The sequence below is a fragment of the Terribacillus sp. 7520-G genome (assembly GCF_002271665.1).
Taxonomy (GTDB): domain Bacteria; phylum Bacillota; class Bacilli; order Bacillales; family Amphibacillaceae; genus Terribacillus.
The window spans coordinates 54885-78158 of the sequence record NZ_NQFP01000007.1 but is presented as its reverse complement, the minus strand read 5'-3'; the positions used below and the strand labels follow the sequence as shown (position 1 = coordinate 78158).

General features: G+C 45.7%; 28 protein-coding genes, 1 pseudogene and 1 riboswitch. Of the genes and pseudogenes, 10 read left to right on the top strand and 19 right to left on the bottom strand.

Annotation, left to right across the window (positions count from 1 at the left end; genetic code table 11):
• Positions 1 to 5 precede the first annotated feature (5 nt).
• The 4 genes from CHH53_RS02615 to CHH53_RS02600 all read right to left on the bottom strand — a co-directional run bounded on the left by CHH53_RS02615 (position 6) and on the right by CHH53_RS02600 (position 4097).
• Complete coding sequence (locus CHH53_RS02615; RefSeq protein WP_095214567.1) at positions 6 to 1760, bottom strand: ABC transporter ATP-binding protein; 1755 nt, start codon at positions 1758 to 1760, stop codon at positions 6 to 8.
• A gap of 122 nt (positions 1761 to 1882) precedes the next feature.
• A complete protein-coding gene (locus CHH53_RS02610; protein WP_158221461.1) occupies positions 1883 to 3052 on the bottom strand; it encodes an alanyl-tRNA editing protein in 1170 nt (389 codons plus the stop codon).
• A 65-nt stretch (positions 3053 to 3117) separates the two neighbouring features.
• Entirely contained in the window at positions 3118 to 3549 is a 432-nt protein-coding gene (locus tag CHH53_RS02605; protein WP_095214565.1) for a TlpA disulfide reductase family protein, read from the bottom strand.
• On the bottom strand, positions 3546 to 4097 hold the full coding sequence (locus CHH53_RS02600) for a peroxiredoxin (protein ID WP_158221460.1): 552 nt from the start codon (positions 4095 to 4097) through the stop codon (positions 3546 to 3548). The genes CHH53_RS02605 and CHH53_RS02600 overlap by 4 nt, the downstream gene beginning before the upstream one ends.
• 125 nt (positions 4098 to 4222) lie before the next feature.
• Between CHH53_RS02600 and CHH53_RS02595 the strand changes: the two genes are divergently transcribed.
• Positions 4223 to 5077 carry a mechanosensitive ion channel family protein gene (locus CHH53_RS02595; protein WP_095214563.1) on the top strand — a complete coding sequence of 285 codons (855 nt, stop codon included), beginning with the start codon at positions 4223 to 4225 and terminating at the stop codon, positions 5075 to 5077.
• A gap of 15 nt (positions 5078 to 5092) precedes the next feature.
• Here CHH53_RS02595 and CHH53_RS02590 read toward each other — a convergent pair whose 3' ends face one another.
• The 3 genes from CHH53_RS02590 to cbpB form a co-directional block, all read right to left on the bottom strand.
• Positions 5093 to 6205: an N-acetyldiaminopimelate deacetylase gene (locus CHH53_RS02590; RefSeq protein ID WP_095214562.1), complete on the bottom strand. Its 1113-nt coding sequence runs from the start codon at positions 6203 to 6205 to the stop codon at positions 5093 to 5095.
• 58 nt (positions 6206 to 6263) lie between these two features.
• Positions 6264 to 6977 carry a 2,3,4,5-tetrahydropyridine-2,6-dicarboxylate N-acetyltransferase gene (gene dapD, locus CHH53_RS02585; RefSeq protein WP_198946016.1) on the bottom strand — a complete coding sequence of 238 codons (714 nt, stop codon included), beginning with the start codon at positions 6975 to 6977 and terminating at the stop codon, positions 6264 to 6266.
• Between the two features lie 104 nt (positions 6978 to 7081).
• Entirely contained in the window at positions 7082 to 7555 is a 474-nt protein-coding gene (gene cbpB / locus CHH53_RS02580) for a cyclic-di-AMP-binding protein CbpB (protein WP_095214561.1), read from the bottom strand.
• Between the two features lie 224 nt (positions 7556 to 7779).
• Here cbpB and trhA point away from each other — a divergent pair, with 224 nt between their 5' ends.
• The 3 genes from trhA (at position 7780) to CHH53_RS02565 (ending at position 9888) form a co-directional block, all read left to right on the top strand.
• The gene (gene trhA, locus CHH53_RS02575) at positions 7780 to 8400 is read left to right on the top strand and encodes a PAQR family membrane homeostasis protein TrhA (RefSeq protein ID WP_095214807.1); all 621 of its coding nucleotides are present in this window, start codon (positions 7780 to 7782) and stop codon (positions 8398 to 8400) included.
• Positions 8401 to 8468: 68 nt separating this feature from the next.
• Positions 8469 to 9329 (top strand): metallophosphoesterase, encoded by an 861-nt coding sequence (locus tag CHH53_RS02570; RefSeq protein ID WP_158221459.1) that lies wholly within the window; start codon positions 8469 to 8471, stop codon positions 9327 to 9329.
• Positions 9330 to 9414: 85 nt separating this feature from the next.
• Positions 9415 to 9888: a YkyB family protein gene (locus CHH53_RS02565; protein ID WP_095214559.1), complete on the top strand. Its 474-nt coding sequence runs from the start codon at positions 9415 to 9417 to the stop codon at positions 9886 to 9888.
• 10 nt (positions 9889 to 9898) lie between these two features.
• Here CHH53_RS02565 and CHH53_RS02560 read toward each other — a convergent pair whose 3' ends face one another.
• Both CHH53_RS02560 and CHH53_RS02555 read right to left on the bottom strand, forming a co-directional pair.
• Positions 9899 to 10174: a hypothetical protein gene (locus CHH53_RS02560; protein ID WP_095214558.1), complete on the bottom strand. Its 276-nt coding sequence runs from the start codon at positions 10172 to 10174 to the stop codon at positions 9899 to 9901.
• Between the two features lie 112 nt (positions 10175 to 10286).
• A complete protein-coding gene (locus CHH53_RS02555; protein ID WP_158221458.1) occupies positions 10287 to 10424 on the bottom strand; it encodes an FbpB family small basic protein in 138 nt (45 codons plus the stop codon).
• Between the two features lie 110 nt (positions 10425 to 10534).
• Here CHH53_RS02555 and CHH53_RS02550 point away from each other — a divergent pair, with 110 nt between their 5' ends.
• Positions 10535 to 11695, top strand: a complete 1161-nt coding sequence (locus tag CHH53_RS02550; RefSeq protein ID WP_095214556.1) for an aminotransferase A — start codon at positions 10535 to 10537, stop codon at positions 11693 to 11695.
• A 34-nt stretch (positions 11696 to 11729) separates the two neighbouring features.
• On the opposite strand, the gene CHH53_RS02545 is transcribed toward CHH53_RS02550, so the two are convergent.
• Entirely contained in the window at positions 11730 to 11948 is a 219-nt protein-coding gene (locus tag CHH53_RS02545) for a Spo0E family sporulation regulatory protein-aspartic acid phosphatase (protein ID WP_143594456.1), read from the bottom strand.
• A 372-nt stretch (positions 11949 to 12320) separates the two neighbouring features.
• Between CHH53_RS02545 and CHH53_RS17570 the strand changes: the two are divergent.
• Positions 12321 to 12407, top strand: a pseudogene (locus CHH53_RS17570) (YjcZ family sporulation protein); the annotation flags it as partial.
• A 48-nt stretch (positions 12408 to 12455) separates the two neighbouring features.
• Here CHH53_RS17570 and CHH53_RS02535 read toward each other — a convergent pair.
• The 3 genes from CHH53_RS02535 to CHH53_RS02525 all read right to left on the bottom strand — a co-directional run bounded on the left by CHH53_RS02535 (position 12456) and on the right by CHH53_RS02525 (position 14940).
• Positions 12456 to 13820, bottom strand: coding sequence for a TrkH family potassium uptake protein (locus CHH53_RS02535; protein WP_095214554.1), 1365 nt, complete (start codon positions 13818 to 13820; stop codon positions 12456 to 12458).
• Between the two features lie 84 nt (positions 13821 to 13904).
• Positions 13905 to 14315, bottom strand: a complete 411-nt coding sequence (locus CHH53_RS02530) for a YwpF family protein (protein WP_095214553.1) — start codon at positions 14313 to 14315, stop codon at positions 13905 to 13907.
• 133 nt (positions 14316 to 14448) lie between these two features.
• Complete coding sequence (locus CHH53_RS02525) at positions 14449 to 14940, bottom strand: class I SAM-dependent methyltransferase (protein ID WP_095214552.1); 492 nt, start codon at positions 14938 to 14940, stop codon at positions 14449 to 14451.
• A 236-nt stretch (positions 14941 to 15176) separates the two neighbouring features.
• On the opposite strand from CHH53_RS02525, the gene CHH53_RS02520 reads away from it, so the two are divergent.
• On the top strand, positions 15177 to 15527 hold the full coding sequence (locus CHH53_RS02520; RefSeq protein WP_095214551.1) for a YflT domain-containing protein: 351 nt from the start codon (positions 15177 to 15179) through the stop codon (positions 15525 to 15527).
• A gap of 37 nt (positions 15528 to 15564) precedes the next feature.
• On the opposite strand, the gene thiT is transcribed toward CHH53_RS02520, so the two are convergent.
• A complete protein-coding gene (gene thiT, locus CHH53_RS02515) occupies positions 15565 to 16131 on the bottom strand; it encodes an energy-coupled thiamine transporter ThiT (RefSeq protein WP_095214550.1) in 567 nt (188 codons plus the stop codon).
• 83 nt (positions 16132 to 16214) lie between these two features.
• A riboswitch (TPP riboswitch) is annotated at positions 16215 to 16314 on the bottom strand.
• 209 nt (positions 16315 to 16523) lie between these two features.
• Between thiT and CHH53_RS02510 the strand changes: the two genes are divergently transcribed.
• Positions 16524 to 17900 (top strand): peptide MFS transporter, encoded by a 1377-nt coding sequence (locus tag CHH53_RS02510; protein ID WP_095214549.1) that lies wholly within the window; start codon positions 16524 to 16526, stop codon positions 17898 to 17900.
• Between the two features lie 38 nt (positions 17901 to 17938).
• Here CHH53_RS02510 and CHH53_RS17095 read toward each other — a convergent pair whose 3' ends face one another.
• From CHH53_RS17095 to CHH53_RS02485, 5 genes are all read right to left on the bottom strand, one after another.
• On the bottom strand, positions 17939 to 18547 hold the full coding sequence (locus CHH53_RS17095; protein ID WP_158221457.1) for a response regulator transcription factor: 609 nt from the start codon (positions 18545 to 18547) through the stop codon (positions 17939 to 17941).
• The gene (locus tag CHH53_RS02500; protein ID WP_095214548.1) at positions 18522 to 19667 is read right to left on the bottom strand and encodes a sensor histidine kinase; all 1146 of its coding nucleotides are present in this window, start codon (positions 19665 to 19667) and stop codon (positions 18522 to 18524) included. Before CHH53_RS02500 ends, CHH53_RS17095 begins: the two co-directional genes overlap by 26 nt.
• An 8-nt stretch (positions 19668 to 19675) precedes the next feature.
• The gene (locus tag CHH53_RS02495) at positions 19676 to 20410 is read right to left on the bottom strand and encodes an ABC transporter permease (protein ID WP_095214547.1); all 735 of its coding nucleotides are present in this window, start codon (positions 20408 to 20410) and stop codon (positions 19676 to 19678) included.
• Positions 20407 to 21252, bottom strand: coding sequence for an ABC transporter ATP-binding protein (locus CHH53_RS02490; protein ID WP_095214546.1), 846 nt, complete (start codon positions 21250 to 21252; stop codon positions 20407 to 20409). Before CHH53_RS02490 ends, CHH53_RS02495 begins: the two co-directional genes overlap by 4 nt.
• Positions 21253 to 21427: 175 nt before the next feature.
• Positions 21428 to 22177, bottom strand: coding sequence for a DUF1385 domain-containing protein (locus CHH53_RS02485; protein ID WP_095214545.1), 750 nt, complete (start codon positions 22175 to 22177; stop codon positions 21428 to 21430).
• A gap of 244 nt (positions 22178 to 22421) precedes the next feature.
• Between CHH53_RS02485 and CHH53_RS02480 the strand changes: the two genes are divergently transcribed.
• Together CHH53_RS02480 and CHH53_RS17860 are read left to right on the top strand one after the other, a co-directional pair.
• Positions 22422 to 22763, top strand: a complete 342-nt coding sequence (locus tag CHH53_RS02480) for a PadR family transcriptional regulator (RefSeq protein WP_095214544.1) — start codon at positions 22422 to 22424, stop codon at positions 22761 to 22763.
• Between the two features lie 36 nt (positions 22764 to 22799).
• On the top strand, positions 22800 to 23081 hold the full coding sequence (locus CHH53_RS17860) for a DUF2812 domain-containing protein (RefSeq protein ID WP_095214543.1): 282 nt from the start codon (positions 22800 to 22802) through the stop codon (positions 23079 to 23081).
• The last annotated feature ends 193 nt before the right edge of the window (positions 23082 to 23274 follow it).

Sequence of the window (23274 nt, the reverse complement as noted above, 5' to 3'; positions counted from 1 at the left end):
CCTCCTTACTGTGCCGATCGCATGATCGCGTTTTGATCTTGATACTGGATTTCGTAGATACGCTGGTATAAGCCGCCATTTTGCAGCAGAAACTCATGGGTTCCCCGTTCGGCGATCTCGCCATCATCAAGCACAAGGATTTCATCTGCATGCTTTACAGACGATATACGATGGGCAATGATAAAGGTTGTGCGATTTTTCATCACTTCTTTCAATGCCTGCTGAATCTTCACTTCCGTCTGCATATCGACAGCACTTGTAGCGTCATCCAAAATCAGGATGCTCGGATCGATCAGCAGCGCCCTGGCAATCGCTATTCTCTGCTTCTGCCCTCCGGACAGGCCCATTCCGCGTTCGCCAAGCATCGTATCGTATTGATCAGGCAGCTCCATGATGAAATCATGTGCTTGTGCACGCTTGGCTGCATCAACGATTTGCTCGAAACTGACTCCATCAGGATTCCCATATGCAATATTCTCTTTGATTGTCGTCGAAAAGAGGAATGCCTCCTGCAGGACGAAGCCGATGTGCTGCCTCAGAATCCTTAAATCATAATCTTGCACAGGCCTTCCATCTATATGGACACTCCCTGCAGTAGGTTCATAAAAACGGGTGATCAGCTGTGTGATACTCGTCTTACCCGAACCAGTCCCTCCGACAAGCCCGATGATTTTCCCTGGAGGGGCATCGAAACTGATATTCTTCAAAGCCATATCGTCATCCTTCACATATTGGAGGGTAACTTGATCAAACGTTACGTGACCGCTGATTCGCTTTATGCCGATCGGGTGCTCCAGCTGTCCGATATCTTCCTTTGCCTCCAGGATTTCCAGCAGCCTTTCTCCGGAAGCTTTGGCCTGGGAAAACATATTGATGATGAAACCAAGGTTCGCAAGCGGCCCTAGTATATAGGAAACAAGGCTGAAGAAAGCAACGAGCGCACCTAGCTCCAGCTTTCCGGAAATGACCAGATACCCTCCATAGGAAATGAGGAGGACCATGCAAATATTTCCGATCAGCTCCATGAGCGGGAAAAACTTCGCCCATACTTTTGAAGTGAAAATGTAGTTATCTCGGTAAGTGGAATTGTCAGCAGTAAAACGGTCAATTTCGAATTCTTCTCTGGCTAAAGATTTGACTGTATTCATCCCGCTGATATTTTCCTGCACACGCGTATTGAGTACACCGAGTGATGTCCTGATATTGCGGAAAGCAGGATGGACACGCTTATCGAAGCGATAGACCACAACAGCAAGAAAGGGCATGGAAACCATCGTGACAAGCGCAAGCGGTACGGAGTATGCGAACATGACAGCCAGACTGATCACAATCAGCAATACAACCCGCAGGAATTGGCCTATTCCTGCAGAGAGGAAAAAACGGATTCCTTCGACATCCGCGGTCAATCGGGACATCAAATCGCCTGTGCGCGCATTATCATAATACGTGAAGCTCAGGCGCTGCAATTTCTGGTACAGGCTGTTTCTCATCTTGAATACGGTCTGAACCCCGAATAAATCCCCAAGATATTGCTGAAGGAAATTCGCTGCACCCTTTAAAAGCATCAATAGGAGGAATCCAGCCGAGATGATCGGAATAAGCCCGTACTGATTCCCAAGGACAACATCATCGATCGTGATCTGCAAAATGATCGGATAGACGACCGTAATGGCCGTCACCACTGCAATGAATAAAAGCGATAAGTAGAAGTTGCGTCGATAAGGCCAATAAAACTCCTTCAATTTCTTGAATATATCCAAAACCTTTCCCCCTCCACGGATAGTCGCATGTTCTAATATATCGGGTTCCGAACTAATTTACCAGAGGGAAATTAACGATAATTTAAAAAAGTTTGAATTCATCACATAGAAAAAAGCATCGTTTATACGATGCTTTGGTAATGCTCCTGCAGGAAGTGTATATAGCGTTCCATATCCTCTCTTTTTTGAAAGCTCGCTTGGGCAGTCTGGGCGCTGCCGCCGCCCTTCCCTCCAAATTCGGGCAGGGACTCACGGAACAAATTCCCGCAGTGGAAACCTTCAAGTTCATGGGATACGACCAGCTTCTGTTCATCAAGGTCCGAGAGGATGACAAATTGCTTGCCAGCCTCCAGCAGCGTGACTGCCATGCGCTGCAGTGCTTTGACATTTTTCCCTTGATAGGAACGGGCAATCACGCTCGTTTCCGTTTGAGCAAGCTCGCGCAACTCCAATACTTCCAGCTGTCTTTCCAGCTCTTCTGCCTTTTTGACAGCTGATTGGAGATCCGTTGATTGCTTCTTGATCCGTGTCAGGACATCCTTGCTGCCCGTCTGGAATTGCGCGGCGACTTGATCCATGATGGCGAACATCTCCCTGGTGGTTTCCAAAGCACGCTTCCCGCATTGGAAATAGATACGCTGCCCTTGCTTTTGCTTCTCTGTTTTAAGGATTTTGATCATTCCGATTTGACCAGTGGAGGCAACATGCGTTCCGCCGCAAGGGTTGTATTCCACTCCATCTATTTCAACGATTCTTACATCTTCCGTGACGGTCGGCTGCTTGACGACGGGCAACTCGGCGAGCTCAGCGGCAGTCACATAATAATTTGATATCTTCCGATCATCATAAATAAGCTCATTGACCTTCTGTTCGACAGAGGCCAGTTCATCCTCCGTCAGCCTATCGCCCGGCAAGTCGATTGTGACATCCTCTTTCCCAAGGTGAAATCCAACCGTCCCTCTTCCGGATACCAGACGAAAAGCAGCAGAAAGCAGATGCTGTCCAGTATGCTGCTGCATCAAATCGAATCGGTGCTCCCAATCAATGCTGCAGTCGACCATACCTTCTGGTCTTGTTTCCAGTCCGTAATACGGTACACCATCTTTGCTTTCCACCGTTTTTACTTCCAATCCAGCAATTGTCCCTTGATCAGCGGGCTGTCCCCCGCCTCCTGGATAAAATGCTGTTTCCTTCAGGGAAACAAAATAAAGCCCATCCTTTTCATATGTATCGTCTATTTCTGTCTGCCAAGCTTTGCAGAATGCGTCTTCCCTGTATAGCAGCTTGCTCATATCGATCATCCTTTACTATCTGATAGAGCAAGCTTATCATGAATCATGTATGTGCAGGAAGCATGCTAGCTGTATTTTAATCCATCAAGCTGATTGAAGAGCAATGTCGTGAGGTTTCCGCCGGATTGTTTATGACGGATCCTGCCATTCCTGTCCAGTAAAACGATGCTAGGCAGCTTCTGGACCCTGAATATATTCTTCATTTGGTGTCTTTGATCGAGATAGACAGGAAGCCCGATCCTATTTTCAAACACATAATCGTCGATCAATTGCTTATCCAGATCCGCTGCCGAGCGAGGAACATGGACCAATAAGATATCGAAGAATCGGCCTTCATATTCTGCAAACTCCAGGAACAGAGGAAGTTTCTCCTTACATACAGCACAGCTTACAGACCAAAAATAAACGATGAGCGGACGTCCTCCGGCTTTTGCATCTGGCGGATAAAGCCAATTTGCCGCCTGCTGGTCGATCATATCCGGTAATTGAGGTATCACGATGAGACATCCTCCTTCGATAGCAGCTCATCACCCGGCTGCCAATTTACGCCGCAAGCTTCTCCAGTCTGCAATGCTTCCAAGACGCGCAGCAGCTCAGATGTATCCCGCCCCACCAAATCGGCATGCATCAAATAATAACAAATTTCACCCTGAGGATTTACGATTATGGTGGATCGCATAGATGTATAGCTTTGGCCATCCAGTACACCGTAGGCTTGGGATACGTCACCTGTGAAATCAGAGGCCAGCGGAAAACTGATGTGCTGGATCCCATTATGCTCGCGCGGTACTTGCTGCCAATCAGCATGGGATTGGATACTATCAGTGGAAATTGCAACTACCTCGGCATCCAATTCCCGCACTTCATCGATCCGATCTGCTAAGTCATTCAATTCAGTGGGACATACTGTACTGAAATCACGAGGATAAAAAAAGAGCACCAGCCATTTCTTCGCATCAACGCTTTGCTTCATGCTGACTACAGCCGTTTTTCCATCAGGCAAGACAGCTGGCAGCTCAAACTGCGGTGCAACACTGCCGATCACGGGCTTTCCCCTCCTTTTATACTGTGTCACTATATGCTTAACCGCGTCATTTGTTACAGGACGTTTCATCAACGATCCATGAGGGTATCATCCTATGAGCAACAATTCAAAAAAGGAGACAGGCTATGAACTTTCTGACAGACGGACTACAATTAAACTATGATGGCTTGATTGAAAAAACCATATCAATCGGCCTGCAGCTGCTGTTGATCATCATCGGGTACTTCATCCTTCGAGCCATCGGGAAAAAACTGATCAGCTCCAGCTTGAGTAAAGCAAGCAGCAAACAGCGCATTTCGACAAGCAGAATGAAAACGCTCGAGAAGCTGCTGATCAATACATACGGGTACACCTTGATATTCCTTTTGATTGTCATAGTTTTCGGTACCTTCCATATCCAGATCGGCCCGCTGATTGCAGGTGCAGGTATCATCGGTCTTGCCATCGGATTCGGTGCCCAAGGTCTGGTAAGTGATATTGTGACTGGATTCTTCATCCTTCTGGAGCGTCAAATCGAAGTCGGCGATGTTGTAACGACGTCTGGATACAACGGTGTGGTGGAGGAAGTAGGTTTGCGGACGACACAGGTGCGCAGCTTCGATGGCACACTGAATTTCATCCCGAACCGAAATATCAACGGCATCAGCAACCACTCCCGCGGCAATATGCGGGCGATGGTCGATATCGGCATCAGCTATGAAGATGACATCGATCACGCACTGAGCGTCCTGCAGGAAATATGTGACACATTCAAGGAAGACGAACGCTTCCGAGAAGGACCTGATGTCATCGGCGTCGAAGCACTGGGAGCTTCGGAGGTCACCTTGCGGATCATCGGTCATACCGCCAATAATGAACAGTACGGGGCAGAACGTGATATGAAGAAAGCAATCAAGGAGGCCTTCGACAGAGAAGGCATCGAGATCCCTTATCCACATCAAGTTTTTCTTCAGCGGACAGCAGAAGGCGCAAAGCAATAAGCTTTGCGCCTTTTATCATGCTTGATCGATATAAGCAGAAACCGCTTCGACTCCGTAAGATAGTGCCTGTTCATCCGGCTGCAGCTTGCTGTGATGCAGACCATACGGCGAGTCTACCCCTAACCAGAACATAAATCCCGGTATTTCCTTCAGCATATAGCCGAAGTCTTCTCCAGTCATTGCAGGAGAGGCTTCTTTAAATGTCAAAGATGTCTTATCCAATGCATTTCGGAATGCTTCGACCTTGTCGCTGTCATTGAAAACTTGATAATAATTGGATCCGTAATCGATGCTGATTTCACAATCATGGCTGATTTCAAATCCCCTTGCCTGCTGCTCGATATGCTGTTTGATCAAAGCAATGGCGCCGGGATCCATCGTCCGGATCGTCCCCTCCAAGCGAGCAGTTTCTGCAATCGTATTTTGAACGAAGCCGCTTTCCATCTTCCCGATCGTGATGACGGCACTTTGCAGCGGGTCCAAGTTCCGGGCGACGATTCCTTGTATATTCGTTACAAAGGTACTGGCTGCCACGACCATATCCCGTGTCAAATGCGGATATGCAGCATGTCCGCCTTTGCCCTTGAAATCGATGAACAGCTCACTCGTATTGGCGAACAATAAGCCTGCCCTGGAGGAAACCGTACCGACAGGCAGCTCAGGGGCGATATGGAGCGCGAATATTTCATCCGGCCACCATTCTTTTAAAATACCGCTCTGCATAAGAGGCAAAGCACCACCCGGCCCTTCCTCTGCAGGCTGGAAAATGAAAACGATGTTTTGTGCAGGCTGGTCCTTGGCACAAGCCGTCAATGCACCTAAAGCGATGGTCATATGCAAATCATGACCGCAGGCATGCATACGACCTTTATGCTCTGACTCATATGGCAATCCAGTGGCTTCCGTGATCGGCAATCCATCGATATCGGTCCTGTAGGCAATCGTTTTTGAGCCGACTGAACCAGCAACCCTGACGATGATGCCAGTCCGCCACAATTTGATATCCAAGTGCTCTTGCGGGAGATTGCGGATATATTCCAGCAAATAGGCCTGCGTTTTTTCTTCCTGGAAGCCTAGCTCTGGTATGCGATGCAAATCCCGCCTGATTTTGATCAATATATCTTCCATACAATCACCTGCTTTTATCTGATAATAAAAAAAGGAGCAGCAGCTGCTCCTTTTCCTTTTAGTTCAATTTACGAAGTTCCTGACGAATCTCTGTCTTGGATTTTGTCTGGTCATCGATTTCTTTCAGTACACGTGCTGGTGTTCCGCCAACGAGTGTGTTTGGAGCTACATCTTCCGTTACAATCGCGCCAGCGGCGACGATTGCTCCTTTACCTACTGTGACGCCTTCCAATACTACAACATTCGCACCGATGACAACATCATCCTCGATTACGACTGGTTTAGCGGATGGCGGCTCGATGACACCCGCCAAGACAGTTCCGGCACCGATGTGGCAGTTCTTGCCAACAGTCGCACGACCGCCCATTACGACGTTCATATCGATCATCGTACCTTCACCGATGACAGAGCCGATATTGATGGAAGCACCCATCATGATGACTGCGCCATCACCGATTTCAACTTGATCACGGATGACTGCGCCTGGCTCGATGCGGGCATTGACTCCTTTCATATCCAAGAGCGGAATCGCAGAATTACGGCGGTCATTCTCGATGACATAATCCTCGATTGCTGCAGTATCTTTCAAAAAGCCTTCCAATTCGCTCCATTCGCCGAATAGAACTGCTGTGTTCGCTTCAGGGAAAGCTTTTACACTCTCTGGGTAAGTCAGCGTGTCCAGGCCACTTCCTTTGACGTATACTTTGACTGGTGTAGATTTTTTACTATTCGAAATGAAAGAGATGATTTCATTTGCGTCCATCATTTTCACGGTTATTGCCTCCTATGTAACAACGTATGGGATTACTTTATCAAAACTTTTACTAATCAACAAGCATTTTCGGACATGCTTTCCTGCTGCCTGTACTTATATGCTCAGACATTGGTCTTATCGGCGGCCGGATGATAATGCACTTGTTCATGCAAGTACCTGTTCATCTTTTTGAGGATCGCCCGCCGAGTCAGGATACCTTCGAAATATCCCTCATCATCGAGCACGCATAGGAAAGCTTGATTCACGACAGCCTTCAGTGCTGTCAGGAAGCTATCGGATTTCTTCAACACCGGCACATCCGTCAGCATCGTTTCCGACACCTTCAGATCGGATAGCTTCTCCATTTCGAACCTTTCCATGCCGAGTACTTCATTCAGGATTGCTGTCTTTGAAATCATGCCTTTCAACCTGTACGTATGATCAAGTACGGGAATGACAGAATAACCTGATTTGACCAGCACAAGCAAAGCGTGCTCCAGCGGGTTATTCGTTTGGACATGAGCGACTTTTTCAGACTCGATCATCAAGTCCTCCACCGTCATTCCGGTGAGTTCCTGCAACTCTAATTTTGCCATTCGATCTCTCCTTTTGTCAGCGGCAGTAGAAGGAGGTCAATCACCTTTTCCAGTTTACCATATACCGCTATAGGCTACCAATTTCGACAATGTCCGCAAGCTGTCACATTTGGGCATCTGCACCATAAAATATTTCCAGGATTGACTCCGTTTTTATGGTGTAAAGCTAGAAAAAGCAGTATACTGAAACAAAGCAGAAATGAGGTAATTAATTGGAAACTTACATGTTCACGAAAAAAGAAGAAGCAGCCCACTCCATCACCCATGGCTTCGGTGCATTGCTCAGTATCGCGGCGCTTGCTGTTGCGCTCGCCTTGGCAAGCTTCACGAAAGATCCCTGGGTCATTGTCTCCGTAGCGATCTATGGGACGACAATGCTGCTTATGTATCTCTCTTCGACAATCGTCCATGCATTGCCCGAGGGGAAAGTGAAGGATGTTTTCCAGATTTTCGATCACGCAGCCATCTACCTCTTCATAGCAGGTACCTATACACCCTTATTGCTGATCAGCCTCAGAGGCTCGCTTGGATGGACGATCTTTGGCATTGTTTGGGGAATCGCTCTTGCGGGAATCATCTTCAAGATTTTCTTCGTGAAAAAATTCCTGATCATGTCGACAGTCTTTTATGTCTTGATGGGCTGGATGATCGTTTTGGTATGGGAACAGATGCTGGCAGTTTTGCCGCAGCAGACAATCCTGTATCTTATCATCGGCGGCCTTTTCTATACAATAGGCGCTGTGTTCTATGTTTGGCGCAGGATTCCATACCATCATGCGGTTTGGCATCTATTCGTACTGGCGGGATCGGCGTTTCATTTCTTCGCCATCCTATTCCTCATCTAATGAAAAAAAGGCATTCTCCCCATTGTATAGGGGAAGAGTGCCTTTATTACGAAAAAGAAGGTGCATTCATGAAGAAGACTTGGATTTCAGCAGCAGCAGGGACGATTTTAGCCGGGGCCGGCATCGGGTATACATATGCACGGTATATCGAGCCGGCCAAACTGGTGACGAAATCATATACACTGACCAGTGAACGGCTCCCCAAGGCCTTTCACGGACTGAAGATCGTCCAGTTCAGTGATCTGCATTTAGGTTATCATTACTCCATCAGAAAACTCAGACGCTTAGTGCGTCATATACAGGCTCAGCAGGCAGACGTCATTGTGTTCACCGGTGATTTTGCCGATCGGCCCATTCGGCTGAAATGGAAGCAGGAAATCGTCGATTGCCTGACTGCACTCCAAGCTCCATTAGGGAAGTTTTGGATATTTGGGAATCATGATTACCGCGACGAAAGCGATGCAATCGTTGCGAAATATATGAAAGCCGGAGGATTCACCCCCCTGCATAATACCGCTGCATTATTGAAGCGCGAACAGGAGCATATCGTGCTGGCTGGCATTGATGATATCATACGCAGTTCACCGAATTTGCATGCTGCCACCAAGCATAGCGATGAAGATTCTTTTACTATATTATTGGCGCATGAACCAGATTTGGCCGAGAACGTAAAACATCTGCCAGTGGATGTCCAGCTGTCAGGCCACTCACATGGCGGCCAGGTCCGGATTCCGTTTTACGGGGAAGTGATTGTCCCTCCTTATGGCAGGCGCTACGTGGACAGCTATTATGAAGTCGGCTCCAGGCCCCTGCATGTTTTCGTCTCGAGAGGGGTCGGTACGACAAGAATGCCCATCCGTTTCGCCTGCCCGCCGGAAATATCCGTCATTTCCTTGCAGCACGGACCGAAAGATGTGGAAATCAACTAAAAAAGAGCTTGCCAATCGTACTTCTTTTTTGTACGATAGTACCATTCTCCGATAGGGTCTATTCCTGCACTAGGAGGTTACTCGAATGAAAGTGAACTGGACATTAGAGGATATCGCAAAAGCGTTGTTCGTTGTGAATCGGCACGCGAAGACAGCTCCTGATCCAAGCCACTTGTATCAACTGAAAAAACAAGCTGTAGCAAAGCTGCTGGAGCAGAACAAAGCAAAAAAAATCGGTTTGCATTTCTCTGAACACCCAAAACTCAGCAGACAGCACTCCACCGTGCTGGTACAAATAGCAGACTATTACTTTCATATCCCAGCTGCAAAGGAAGATTTCAAGATACTCCCGCATCTGGGAGAATTGGACAAGACTTTTCGGAATCCGAAGCCGAATCTATCCCTATCCCAGGCAAAGCGGATCCTTTCCGGCTATTTGGATTTACCGCAGCAGGATACCAGGACAAAACAGCAGCCATCCATTAAAAGATCGGCATTCTATACGCCATCCTCACTCGGTCAGTTCACCTGGCCCGACAAGAAAAAGCGGCGCAGCTAAGGGACTGACCCTAAACTGTACGCTTTTTCTTTTTATTACCTACGAATACACTTAATTTAACGAAAATGAGCATGCTGCAAATCAACGTCATCACCAAAAGGACCTTGTTTTTTGAAGACTCCCACCACAGCCAGTCAAACCCAGACAAATACACCAATAGGACATGTACTGTGATTACAGCCAAAATCGAATACCATTGCTTATTAACCAGCCAGCGAATACAAAAGAAAATCACTGCAAATATGGACAATACAGCCAACAGCCCCATCACCGGTACAATCATCATTGTCATCCCTCCCTTATCAGTTTCTGCTAAAATTCATCGATTTAAACAGAAAAGGAACCCCGCCTTGACGGGATTCCTTGTAATCTTGCACTATGGTATAATGTATCAATGGTCATTCCAAATGATCAGACTGGATGCCGTACTTATCATCCAAGGATTCTTCGATCCGAAGCATCGCCTGGTCATCCTGCAATAACTCATTTTTGTTTTGCGTGATCAATTCCTCTAAAGAAAGCTTACGGGGTCTCATTTGCATTAGCCTCCTAAATATTTTCCTTTAGCTATTCCCAATACTATCACGTTATAATCAAAATTGTTTGAACATTATGTTAAGAAAATATGTAAATGGAGGTACATAATATGGAACAGCTTATCAATTCGCATGTTAAAAACATACAGATTTCCGGCATTCGCCGTTTTTACAACTTGGTGGCAGATAAAAAAGATATGATCAGTCTGACGATCGGCCAGCCCGACTTCCCGACTCCGCTTCATGTCAAAGAAGCCGGGATCGAAGCGATTCAGTCAAATCAGACAACATACACACCGAATGCAGGGCTGATGACCTTGCGGAGTGCCATCAGTGATTTTTATTCGAAATATGCCCCCGCCTATCGGGCAGAGGATGAAATCATCGTCACTGTCGGAGCATCGCAAGCAATCGATATCACATTGCGCACCATCCTTGAGCCTGGTGATGAAGTGATTTTACCTGGTCCAGTCTATCCAGGCTACGAACCGCTCATCTCACTGGCAGGCGGCATCCCCGTTCTGGCAGATACCTCTTCCAATGGATTCAAGCTGACACAATCCATCTTGGAGCAATATATTACGCCGAAGACAAAATGCATCATCCTGCCATACCCTTCCAATCCGACAGGTGTCACACTTACCTATGATGAGTTGAAGGTGATGGCAGACTTTCTTGCTGAAAAGGATATTTTCATCCTATCGGATGAAATATACAGCGAGCTGACCTATGATGAAGCCCACGTCTCGATTGCCCGCTTCCCGCAGGTAAGGGACAAGACGATAATCATTAACGGTCTGAGCAAATCCCATTCGATGACCGGCTGGCGAATAGGCTTTACATTGGCACCTGCATGGCTGAGCGACCATATGCTCAAAGTACATCAATATAATGCTACTTGTGCCACCTCCATCAGCCAGTACGCTGCAATCGAAGCACTTACGAACGGTTTGGAAGATCCCGTCGAAATGCGTGAAGCCTACCGCGTACGCAGGGATTATTGTCTGGAGCGACTTTCGAAGATGGGGCTTGCTGTAGAGAAACCAAACGGAGCGTTCTATATATTTCCGAAGTTCCCAATCAAGAAGATGACATCATTGGAGCTGGGATTGGCACTGGTTGAACAGGCTGGACTTGCAATCGTGCCTGGAGATGCATTTTCTGAATATGGGGAAGGATATATGCGGTTATCGTATGCATACAGTATGGAGCAGCTAGAGGAAGGAATGGACAGGCTGGAACGCTTCCTCGATTCCAATGCATTGGCATAATAAAAAGGACAGGTCTTTTTGGCACCTGTCCTTTTTATATCTTTCTTTTTGCTTCATATAGATTCAGCAGCTTGTCCAATTCCTGGCTTTTCGCTATCGATTCACTGCTTGTGAACCCTTTTTCGAATGCTACTTCTGCCATCTGCTCACGCAGTACTTCAATCTGCTGCGTCAGCCTATTTAAATTGATTAGTTTATTGGAGTGCTGCAGGCAATATCTGGCGTGTTCAGGCAATATCAATTTGATCACCATTATTCCTTCTATAGTTACAAATCTTTTCCATTACTTATCATGCCAAAAGATCGAATGAAAGTAAAGTTTATCAACCACTTTTCACACTTTTTACATATATACTCGACAGACATCCTCCTTCTCTCCTATCATTCGTCAATAGCTGGCGAAGCAAATCACTTCCATTTTCTTAGGCCAGCCAGTCATTTGTCACAGTCCGGCCCCATTCAGCACTTAAGGAAATCATATTGAAAAATGGGCAAACGACCATACGCCTTCCTCAGCTGCACCATATAGTAAGGTGTAAGCTTTAGGAGGTGAAACAGAATGGGTTACGGATACGGTGGCTTCGGCGGTTTCGGCGGAGGTTGCGGTTATGAAGGCGGTAATGTCGGCGGCTACGGCGGTGGCAACGGCTTTGCTTTGATCGTCGTACTTTTCATCTTGTTGATTATTGTTGGTGCAGCATTCTACTGCTAATAACCAAACAAAAGACGGCATCCTTTCCGGATGCCGTCTTTGCAATTTTTATCCGATGATGATTCGTTCCTTTGGATAATGGAAGTTGGCTGCTTGGGAATTACGGTGCAGGGAATACAGGAATGTCAGGATACCCACACGCCCCAGGAACATGAGCAGCATCAGGACAATCTTGCTTGCATCACTCAAATCAGCCGTGATGCCCAGGCTTAAGCCGACTGTACCAAACGCACTGCATACTTCGAATAGCACTTCGGTGAGCGAGAAAGGTTCGATCGAAGCAAGGATGACAGCAGATACGAATACCAGGATCATCCCGAAAATAGTCACATTGATTGCTTTGAATAAATCTTCCGGGTGGATTTCCCGGCGAAGGACCGTGATCTGCTTATTCCCCCTGGCAAAGTGGTACAGCGCGATGACAACCAATGCCAAGGTAGTGGTCCGGATACCGCCCCCTGCACTGCTCGGAGAAGCGCCAACGAACATCAGCGCAGACATGAACAACTGATTTTGTTCAGTCAAGTCCGCAATATCCATTGTTGCAAGCCCTCCGCTCCTTGTGGTCACTGATTGGAACAGGGAGTAAAACAAAGTCTCATGCCAGGATTTCCCGACAAAGAAATTCCTGGAGTCAAGCAATGCTATGATAATTGCACCAGCAATAATAAGCACCATGAAAGTTATGGTTGTCAGCTTCGTGAATAAGGAAAAACGAATAAAGCTGCGCTCTTCCTTGGAAGCAAAGATGTACTGCTTCACCTCGATAAGCACCGGAAAGCCGATTGCACCGAGAATGATCAAAAGCATATGTACGAACTGTACGAAATAATCATGCTGAAAAGGGATGAGTGACTGCCCCGTTATATCGAAGCCTCCATTGGTCGTTGCACTGATGGAGGCGAATAGCCCTTGAAAATATGCTTCACCTGCTGTAGGGAAATACTGCAGGTAATAGGTTCCCAAAACAAGGAATCCGATCAATTCTATCGATAAAACAACGACCAGGATCTGCCGCATGAGACTGACCGCTCCGCGGAACGACATTTGGTTCTGATCCGCCATGATGAGACGGCGTTCCTTAAAGCCGATTTTCTTTCCGAACAATAGCCAGACGAAGGTGCCAAGCGTCATGACACCTATTCCGCCGAGCTGCATCGTGAACGCAATCAGTATGATTCCAGTCGTGTTGAAATATTCTTGTATGGGAACAGAGGCAAGCCCAGTCACACTGATGGCACTGACAGATGTAAAAAGTACATCCACGAAGGAGATATCCATTCCTTCTTTATGAGCTACTGGCAAGGCCAATAAGCAGGTAGAAATAACAACTGCCGTAAAATAAAAAAGAATGATCAGTCTTGTTGGCGAAATATTGTTGAGCCATCGCCAACGCGGGTCATAGGTACGCATACATGAACTCCTTCGTTGCATCTTTCAAATGTAATCTATTATAGCAGGTATGGTATAAGGAGAATAGCTCTTTTTCAGAACTGCTTACTCAGCTCTGCCGATTCCGCTTGAGAGGATTTCTCCCTCTTCCAGCCCATCCTTGCGAAGCTTTTTGATTGCAGTAAGCAAATCCAGCCGGTCTTCCCTTGCAAGTCTGCCCCGCATGATTACATTTCCTTCATCCCCTAAATCATTGACCTCCAATACTTGTATCAAAAACAAGGCCAGCCGATTCTCAGGTTTTGTGATCCTTACTTCCGCAAGCAGGACTTTGCGGTCCTCAGATAATGTCTGTACGACCTCCAAATCCTCTTTGCCAAGGACTGCTTCCAATACCCATTCGTTATCCTCCTCCTTATTGATGATCAAGCCCTCCGATAGTTTCATTTCCTTCCCTTCCATCGATCCTTGATCCGTTGAATATAAGGTTAATTCCACCAATTTGAATGTTTTCACTGCTCCCACTCCTTTTATGTAACCAGTTATATCTTTTCTCTATCTTAATGCTTTTCGTATGTATTGGATAGGGGATGTTTCCTAAGAATATATGTGCCAATGCGCAAGAAAAACCGCCCTTCCGGCGGTTTTCTCATGCTTTGAATGCTTTTACATAATATACTTCCTCATTCAGATCCCCTGCCGTCACGTCAAACCCTGCCTTCGACAATTTATCGGTAAGCAAGCCGGCACTCTGATCCTTGCTGAAACCAAGTGCAACAACAATGCCCTTTTCGATGGTGATTCTGTATATCTCCTGAACAGCTAACTCGAGATCATCCGTATTGTCCAATACAAACGCTGCCAGCCCGCGCTGGAAGGATGCATCCGGAAAATTCAGTCTGCCCACTCCGCTCGGCATCCGATCGATATTCGATAGTGTCTCTTCCTCTGCACGGAGCGATAATTCCTCCAATAAAGCTTCATCTTCTTCAAGGGCAGTCACACGATCCTTCGTTTTATGGGCAATCGGTATAACCAGCTCCCCGTTACCAGCACCAAAGACGATCACTTTTTCTCCGCCCTCTATTTCCAGGAGCTCCAGCACCTCTGCTGCTGAAACTTCTGTTGTCTTATTCACCATACAGCTCTCTCCTTTTACAATCGATTAGTTCTGTATTGCCTATACCATACGAAACTAAACGTATCTTCCCTAGGCTTTCACGGATTCATAATTTCTATCCTCGATCGGTTCTCAACCCACCAATCATAACCTAAGTCATCTCTATCTCTGATTTCGTATGATCAAACCAAAATTGTTTCAGTATTTGCTGAGCGGGTAGATATTCCATACAAGATCAACATAAAGGAGAGATGAACATGAAACCCTATCTGAAAGAGTATACAAACGACGAAAAGCTTCAGGAAGACATTCAGCAGCTGAGTACAAAAGGTGTAAACAAAGATAATATTTATGTCTTGTCACATGATGACGACAGAACAAAGCGTGTATCCAGCAAAGTGGATGCCAATACAATCGGCCTATCCGAGATGGGTGCCAAAAGTGCGGTCGGGAGCATGTTCAGTAAACCTGGGGATGAGCTCCGTACCAAACTGAAGGAAATCGGCTTTTCCCAAGAAGAAGCCGAGGATTTCGAGGAGGATCTGGATGAAGGGAAAATCTTCTTGATTGTCACCGAAACGGAAAATGTCGAAGGCTTGCTTATTTAAATGAACAGGCACTGTTCCGATGAACAGTGCCTGTTTATCATTTCTTTGGCAAAATGAATTTCGGCTGGGCCAAAACCAGAATGAGGATGACTATGATACTCGCGATGAAGCTCGGCAGCAAGTAGGAGCCATTATATATAAGTGAATATGCCCATACACTCTGCCCGGGAGCGGCTGCTGATCCGAAAAAGACCATCCCGCCTACAAAATGTGAAGCGAACCGTCCAATACTTCCAATCAGTGTTCCAATGATCAGGAATCCAACAAGCTTGGTTCGGTTATTATCTTTTGCCGCTTTACGAGCTGATCCAGCCGTCACAGCTGCCAGACCAACTAAAGTGAAGGCCAAAGGATAATCCAAAAAACCTTGGACAACATGTATGATATAGGGGTTGGTGACTAATTGAAGCAGCCCGGTAATCAACCCGGTTGCAAGTCCTCCTTTCCATCCCCAGCGAAACGCCATCAAAAATATCGGGACCATCTGCAAGGAGATACTGCCTCCCTGTGCCCATGCTTTAAATGAAAATAAGTCCAGTACGAATGCGAGCGCGGCGAATATTGCCACCTCCACTAAAAATAAAACCTTGCCTCTTGATTGCATATTGCTTCTCCCCTACTAAAAAAATGCAACAAAAAAACAATGCCGCAGGGAGATCCTTCCGATGGCCCTTACGCATTGTTTCCCCATCAAAGAAGCTACATCCCTACGCGAGTGCTAACTCACAGGTTCAAAGGGTCTGGACATATGTCCATCTCAGCCGGAATGGCTCCCCCTGCAGGCTTTTTGGTTCCGATTTGTTTTCTGTTGTCTATCTATTATATAGAAAAATGATAGCGCTAGCAACTATTATTGAAATTTCCTATATATGAAATTTTACCCAAGTGCTAATTTTAGCAATTTTATTACTTTTACTTCATATAACGAAATTGTTTGAATTCGAGAAAAACTATGACGTATAATGGACAATGTTCTTTAAAAAGGGAGGATTAAAAATGGATACACCAGCTACAATCCCACAGGGGAAGAAGCATCCAAAGGGATTGTATCTTCTCTTCTTCACGGAATTGTGGGAAAGGTATAGCTATTATGGAATGCGCTCTGTCTTGATGCTTTACTTGACTGCCGCAGTGATAAGCGGCGGCTTGGGAATGAGCACACAGCATGCTGCTTTCATTTACAGTTTATACGGAGGAGTCATTTATTTCACGCCTATCATCGGCGGCTATCTGACAGACAAATATATTGGTCTGCGTACAGCAATCACGATCGGCGGTATCACAATGGCGATCGGAGATTTCACAATATTTCTATTCAACAGCCAATTGGGTCTATATATCGGGATTCTTTTCTTGATCATCGGTAATGGTTTCTTCAAACCGAATATTTCAACCTATGTAGGTGAACTATATGACCCAAGAGACAAACGGAAAGACGCTGCTTTCACAATATTCTATATGGGAATCAACCTGGGGGCATTCTTCTCCCCATTGATCGCTGGTTTCCTTGCAGAAGATCTATTCCACTCTGTAGACGCTGATGGTATTGAACACTTTGGCTTTAAATGGGCATTCCTGGCTTCTTCCATCGGAATGATCATCGGTCAGTTGATTTTCAGCTTGTTGGGTAAACGTTACTTAGGTAATATCGGAACAAAACCTGCTCGTACTGAAGTCGCCGCGAAAAGTGTTCCAGCAGCAAAAATGACAAAAGCAGAAAAGAAACGTACTGGCGCTGTACTGATTCTATTTGTCTTTGTTATCTTCTTCTGGGCTGGTTTTGAACAAGCAGGCACTTCCCTGACACTTTATACAAGGGATTTCATCGATCGGAATATTGGCGGCTATACGATACCGGTTTCCTGGTTCCAATCTGTCAACCCGCTATTCATTGTCATCCTTGCTCCGATCATATCCGCAATCTGGTTGAAACTAAGCAAATCAAAACGCGGAGATTTGCGAACAACGACAAAAATGTCCCTCGGTATGATTCTCCTGGGATTAGGTTTCATGATTCTGGTTCCAGCAGTACTGTATACAGGCAGTGATGAAACGGATATAATGCACAAAGCTAATATTTTATTCATCATCTTTACTTATCTATTCCATACTATAGGTGAGCTTTGCCTATCTCCGGTAGGACTATCCATGGTAAGTAAAGTAGCGCCTATTAAGATAGCTTCCCTATTGATGGGTGTCTGGATGGCAGCATCCGGTATTGCCAATATCATCGGCGGACAGCTTGCTGCATTGACAGCAACTCTCGGTTATCTGGAGATATTCAGTGTAATCGGTGCCGCAGCTATCATAGTTGGTATCATCCTGCTGGCGGTTTCCAAAAAGCTGCAGTCCATGCTTGATGCCAGAGACTGATCCATAAAAACACAGTTCCTTTTTAGGAGCTGTGTTTTTTATATGTATTCCCTTTCCTTCGCTATGTAAACTGCTTGTGAACGATTCTGGGCACCCAGCTTATCCATCAGCTCCGAGAAATAGTTTCTGATTGTACCCGGCGATAAAAATAGTTCTGCAGCTATTTGTTTGGTGGAGTATCCTTTTTCCGCCAGCTGGAGGATTTGCTGTTCACGCTCACTTAACGGGGTATCCATTCCCTGTACGAATTGATACGTTATCTCGGGACTTATCACGGTGCGCCCATGATAGGCAATGTCCCTTACCGCATGTGCAAGCTGATCACTCGGCGTATCCTTCAGGAGATACCCCTCGACGGTCATCTTCATAGCTTCCTTGACATAAGCAGCAGTGGAAAAGGTCGTCAGCATCAGCACCTTTTCGGGGCGGTTATTTTCCCGCAACCATTTCACGACTTCCAATCCGCTATATTTCGGCATCTCGATATCAAGAATCAGCAGATCATATGTTTTGGTTTGAAGCGCATGCAAAACCTCCTCGCCGGTAGCCGCCTGACAAGCAACAAAGAAATCTTCCTCTAAATCTAGCATCGTTGCCATCGCACCCCGAAGCATGTTCTGATCATCCGCCAACAGCATATGAATCATGCCCAGTTCCCCCTTCGGTTTGCAGCGGTACATTTATTGTCACATGCAATCCACCATCCTGCCTTTTTTTGAAATGAACTTTCCCCTTCATCAGCCTCACTCTTTTCCTTATACCATCCACACCATTTCCTTCTTGCCATTCCCTGCCATCAAAGATCCCGTTGTCCTCCACTTCCAATTGGAGTTCGCTTCCGGACGGAATGAGGCGCATCTTACAGAATGTAGCGCGGCTATGACGGATGACATTTGTGACAGCTTCTTTGACAATATAAGCAAGCAGAGTTTCCTTCGAACCATCCTTCATCGGAGGCAAATGCTGTTCCAATTCAAAATCGATTCCCGCCTCCTCCAGTCTGGATTGAGCTGCCTCCAATTCCTCCTGTAAGGATACCAGCCGCATATCACTAACGATTTCCCGCATCTCCCGGAGCAGGGATCTGGCCAGCAGCTGAATATCATGTAATTCCTGTTCCGCCCGCTCTTGATCCTGATATACAAACTTCTTCGAAATATCACTTTTCACCGAGATGGTGGATAATGTCTGCCCGACTGTATCATGCAAATCCCGGGCGATTCGATCCCGTTCCCTTTCTTTGATTAATTCTTCTACTCGATTGTTCGCCTCGGATAACTCCTGGTTGACTGCTTCCCATTTATGATTCCATGTCTCCTGTGCCTTCCAGGCGGCAGGAGCGATTAAGGCAATCAAAATACCAGGCAATATATACCCCCAATTCAGATTCGTCAAACCAATCCTATCTACAAGCAGCAAGCCTGCTGTCACACTATTGATTGCCGCATAACCCGACCAGAATTGCCATGACTTCTTCACTCCATATAACATGCTCATTGCATATAAAAGTATATAAAAATAAGATACGGATACGAGGAAAACGAGAAAAGAGATTAGCAATATCATGACCATGGAAGCAGCAAACGTTCTTTCAGGCCGCCAATACATCTCCCGATAGCAGATAAACACAGCAAGCAGTATAAGCAAAGTAAGCCAAAAACATAAACCTTCCAGAAAAAATAGATTCACACATGAATAATAGAAATACAGCAGCCAAAGATGCGGTATATAGCCTTCCTCTTTCGGAAATAAGCGGAATTTTTTCATCTATACACTCACCTCCTTTGTCTGTAGTGCAGCGACATTGCTCCTATAAAGCATACCAAAAAATAACAAACCAGAATGATGATATTGGAAATTTCAATACCCTCACCGGATGCAATGCTCCATGCACCAAATGCATACTGGTAGGAGGGCAGCCACTTCCCGAATATCTGCACCCATGCCGGGAATGTTTCCAGAGGCATCCAAAGCCCTCCCAAAATGGCCAGCCCTAATACCACAATATTCGCTATTGCGGATGCTGTCTGTATTTTCTTGGATTGTGCAATCAAGACACCAATCGCCAGAAATAGAATCGAGCCAGCCAGCAGCCAGACACTTGTCATCATCCATTCCCCGACAGGGCGGTCAAATCGCTTCCAGGCATTTACGGCAAGGAAGAATACTGTGACAATGAATGTATGGAGCAAGAGTTGGGTAAAGATGCGCGCAACGAAGTACTGTGAGACTGTGACAGGATGTGTAAAAAGATAGTCCATCCAGGTTTGCTTGCGGTCATACATAATCTGGATACCGAATGTTTGCACAGAAGTCACAACCAAGCTATAACAGGTCATGGAGATCAGGAAAAAATAATCAAAATCCATTCCGCTGATCGTTACGCCTCTATTCATATAAGTAAATAAACTATAAAAAATGAAGGGCATCAGCAAAGAAAAAAATAGGAAATATCTATCTTTTATCATACGCTGTAACTCCATGCCCGTTGTCAGGATAATAGACTTCATAGGCCAGCCCCCTTCCTATTCAACCCTTCCACATACCTTTTTAGCGTCTCGCCTTTGATTTCCAGCTGCTTCAGTTGGATATTCCTTTGGATAAGCAATTGCAGTTCCTTATCTGCGTCATCTGTCAGCTTCTGGAATACCCCGTCCCGCAGCGTGTATCCCAGGGAGAATAACAGCTTTTCATCCTTGGAATCTGTACGGAAGCTTATCGACTGCCTAAGCCGCCTGATATCCTCAATGGCCCGATCCACCCTTATCACACCGCTTTCCAGATACAGCAATCGATCGGTAAGCTCTTCTGCTTCCGATGGAATATGCGTCGTAACCAATATGCCGATTCCATCAGCACGTATCGCTGACAATTGCCGGCGAAACAGACGCTTGGCTTCCAAATCCATTCCAGCTGTCGGTTCATCCATGATGAGCAGCTTTGGCTTTGCAGCTATAGCTAATCGGAACAACAGCCGCTTCATCTGGCCTGTACTTAAATTTTCTGCCAGCATCTTACTTTTTTCATCCAAACCGGCATCTTTCAAAACAGTGCTGATTTGTGATCGTTTGCCATGCAAGGAAAGTACATAAGAAATAAATTGCCTGATTGTCAAATTCCCCATAATGGAGGGTGACTGCGGTACATAACCAATCCGCGGCCGGGTCCCCGACCATTCCATCTCGCCATGATCTTGTTGCAGCATCCTTAAAATGATCTTAATCAAAGTGGATTTACCAGCTCCATTGGCACCGAGCAAGAGGATGCTCTCTCCCTCCGACATTCGAAACGTAATATCTCTAAGAACCGACTGTCCATGAAATGATTTACCTATATGATGCAGCATCAGCATAAAACCACCTCCTGCTAACAAGATATCAAGTCAAAACGCAGCAAGTAAGAAAGGAATGTCATGAAGAAAGCTGACATTTGTCATCATATCGTCCACTCCATGAAAAAAGATGGGATACTTCCTCAAAATGAAGCCCATCTTTTTCCAGAATCCCCCGTCACAGCATGTTTTGCCATCAAGCAATTGTATTTGATTTCAGCAATGCCTCCTCTTCTTTCTCCAACAAGCTTTGGAACGCTTTTAGGGAAACCTCTATATGTTCTTCCTTCGGTTTTGATGTTGTCAGGAATTGAGATGCGTATGTAATCCATTTGAATGGCATGACAAGCAATCGGAAGTACTTGTTTTCATTCATCATCACTTCTCCATAGAAAGGAAACCACAGCATGATCTTCAGCCAGGATGGAAATGGAATGAATACCATGATCACCGTGTACGCCATGAGTAAAAACATGCATCCCGTCCCGCACCATTCATGAATGCGGGAGGTCTTTTTCCCTTCTTCTGCATGAAGCGGCCGGCCCTGCAGATACAGGTTATGGACAATATGTTCGGCAGCATGATATTTGCTGACGGGCGTCACTTTGATGATAATTGTCATCATGATCAAACCAATAAGCATTCCGGAAATAAAGCCCGCCTCAGCATCTCCTGATTGAGAAGTGAAGAAGTCGAATACTGCCTGAATACGATAATTCATTGCAATCGGGGCAAGGAGGAATAGAAGGCCTACCCACCACTTCATATAGAAGCCATAGATGGTATCGGCGAAACCTCTGAGTCCTGGAATCAGAAGCATATGATTTAACCAATGCGGTAATGATTTAAGCCGTTTCACCTCAACACTTATCTCACCATTTTTATTTCTTGTCGCGCGAGATTGATAGTTTTTCCCGTAAAAGGAGACAGCATCACCATGTGCCATGCCGCCATTGACTGATAACTCATTTATTTTGATAACGATTCTCTCCTTAAGTCGAAGTCATTTATATCGCATATCGTTATATCGTTTAACGATATATCTCACTCCGATATATTAATCCTTCTTGCTCCAATTTTCAATCCCTGATCTGTCCATTGTTAAAAAATGAGCTGTTTCTGATATGCTATAATAGGAACTCGCAACAGCATATCCGACAAACATGAAACAGCTGATTGGAGGTAACCGAATGAAAAAAGCCTCACCAACGCAATACTTGCCGCTTACACATACAACTTTCTATATATTGCTTTCCCTCACCACCCCTCTTCATGGATATGGCATCATGCAAAAAGTAGAAGAGATGAGCAAAGGCGATGTGAAATTGGGTCCAGGAACTTTATATGGGGCATTGAGTAAATTGGAAAAACAAAAAATCATCGCTAAAACCGGTGAAGACGGAGAACGAAGAAAAAGCTATGTACTTACCGAACTGGGAAAACAGGTTGTGAAGTCCGAGTGGAATCGACTGCAATACTTGGTTGAGATAAGTCGGCAAAAGGTTGAAAGTATCGAGGTGGAGGATCTATGACTGCAAAAAGAACACCCAAGCTCTTTTTCGTCTGACATGATGGCAGGGAAAAAGATGGCCGGATGCCATGGCAAAGAAATGCCGGGTATAAAATATTCTATACCTTCGAGAAAATCGAGTCTGATTCCTAATATTTACAGACTGGATGATAAAGCCACGCGCGATGATGATCTCCATGAATACAAGACGATTTTTCAGGATGCAGGCTGGGAGTATGTCACCAGGTACGGTGATTGGCATTATATCCGAACGGAAGAATCTCCGGGGCAAACTGCTGAAATTGACACAGAGCGTGAATATCAAATCGAAAAAATATAGCGGCCTGCTGTTATTGCAGCCCGGATGACACTCCTCCTGTATGGCTATTCTAAAAAATTCACTAGCATTGGATATGTCAGTTACATCATTGTCCTTGATATTTCTATGTATTTTCAAAATCAGCCAAAAGATTTCAAATTTAACAGAATAGAAAAAGCGGTTCTTCCTGCTTTGGTTAAGCAGAGGAACCGCT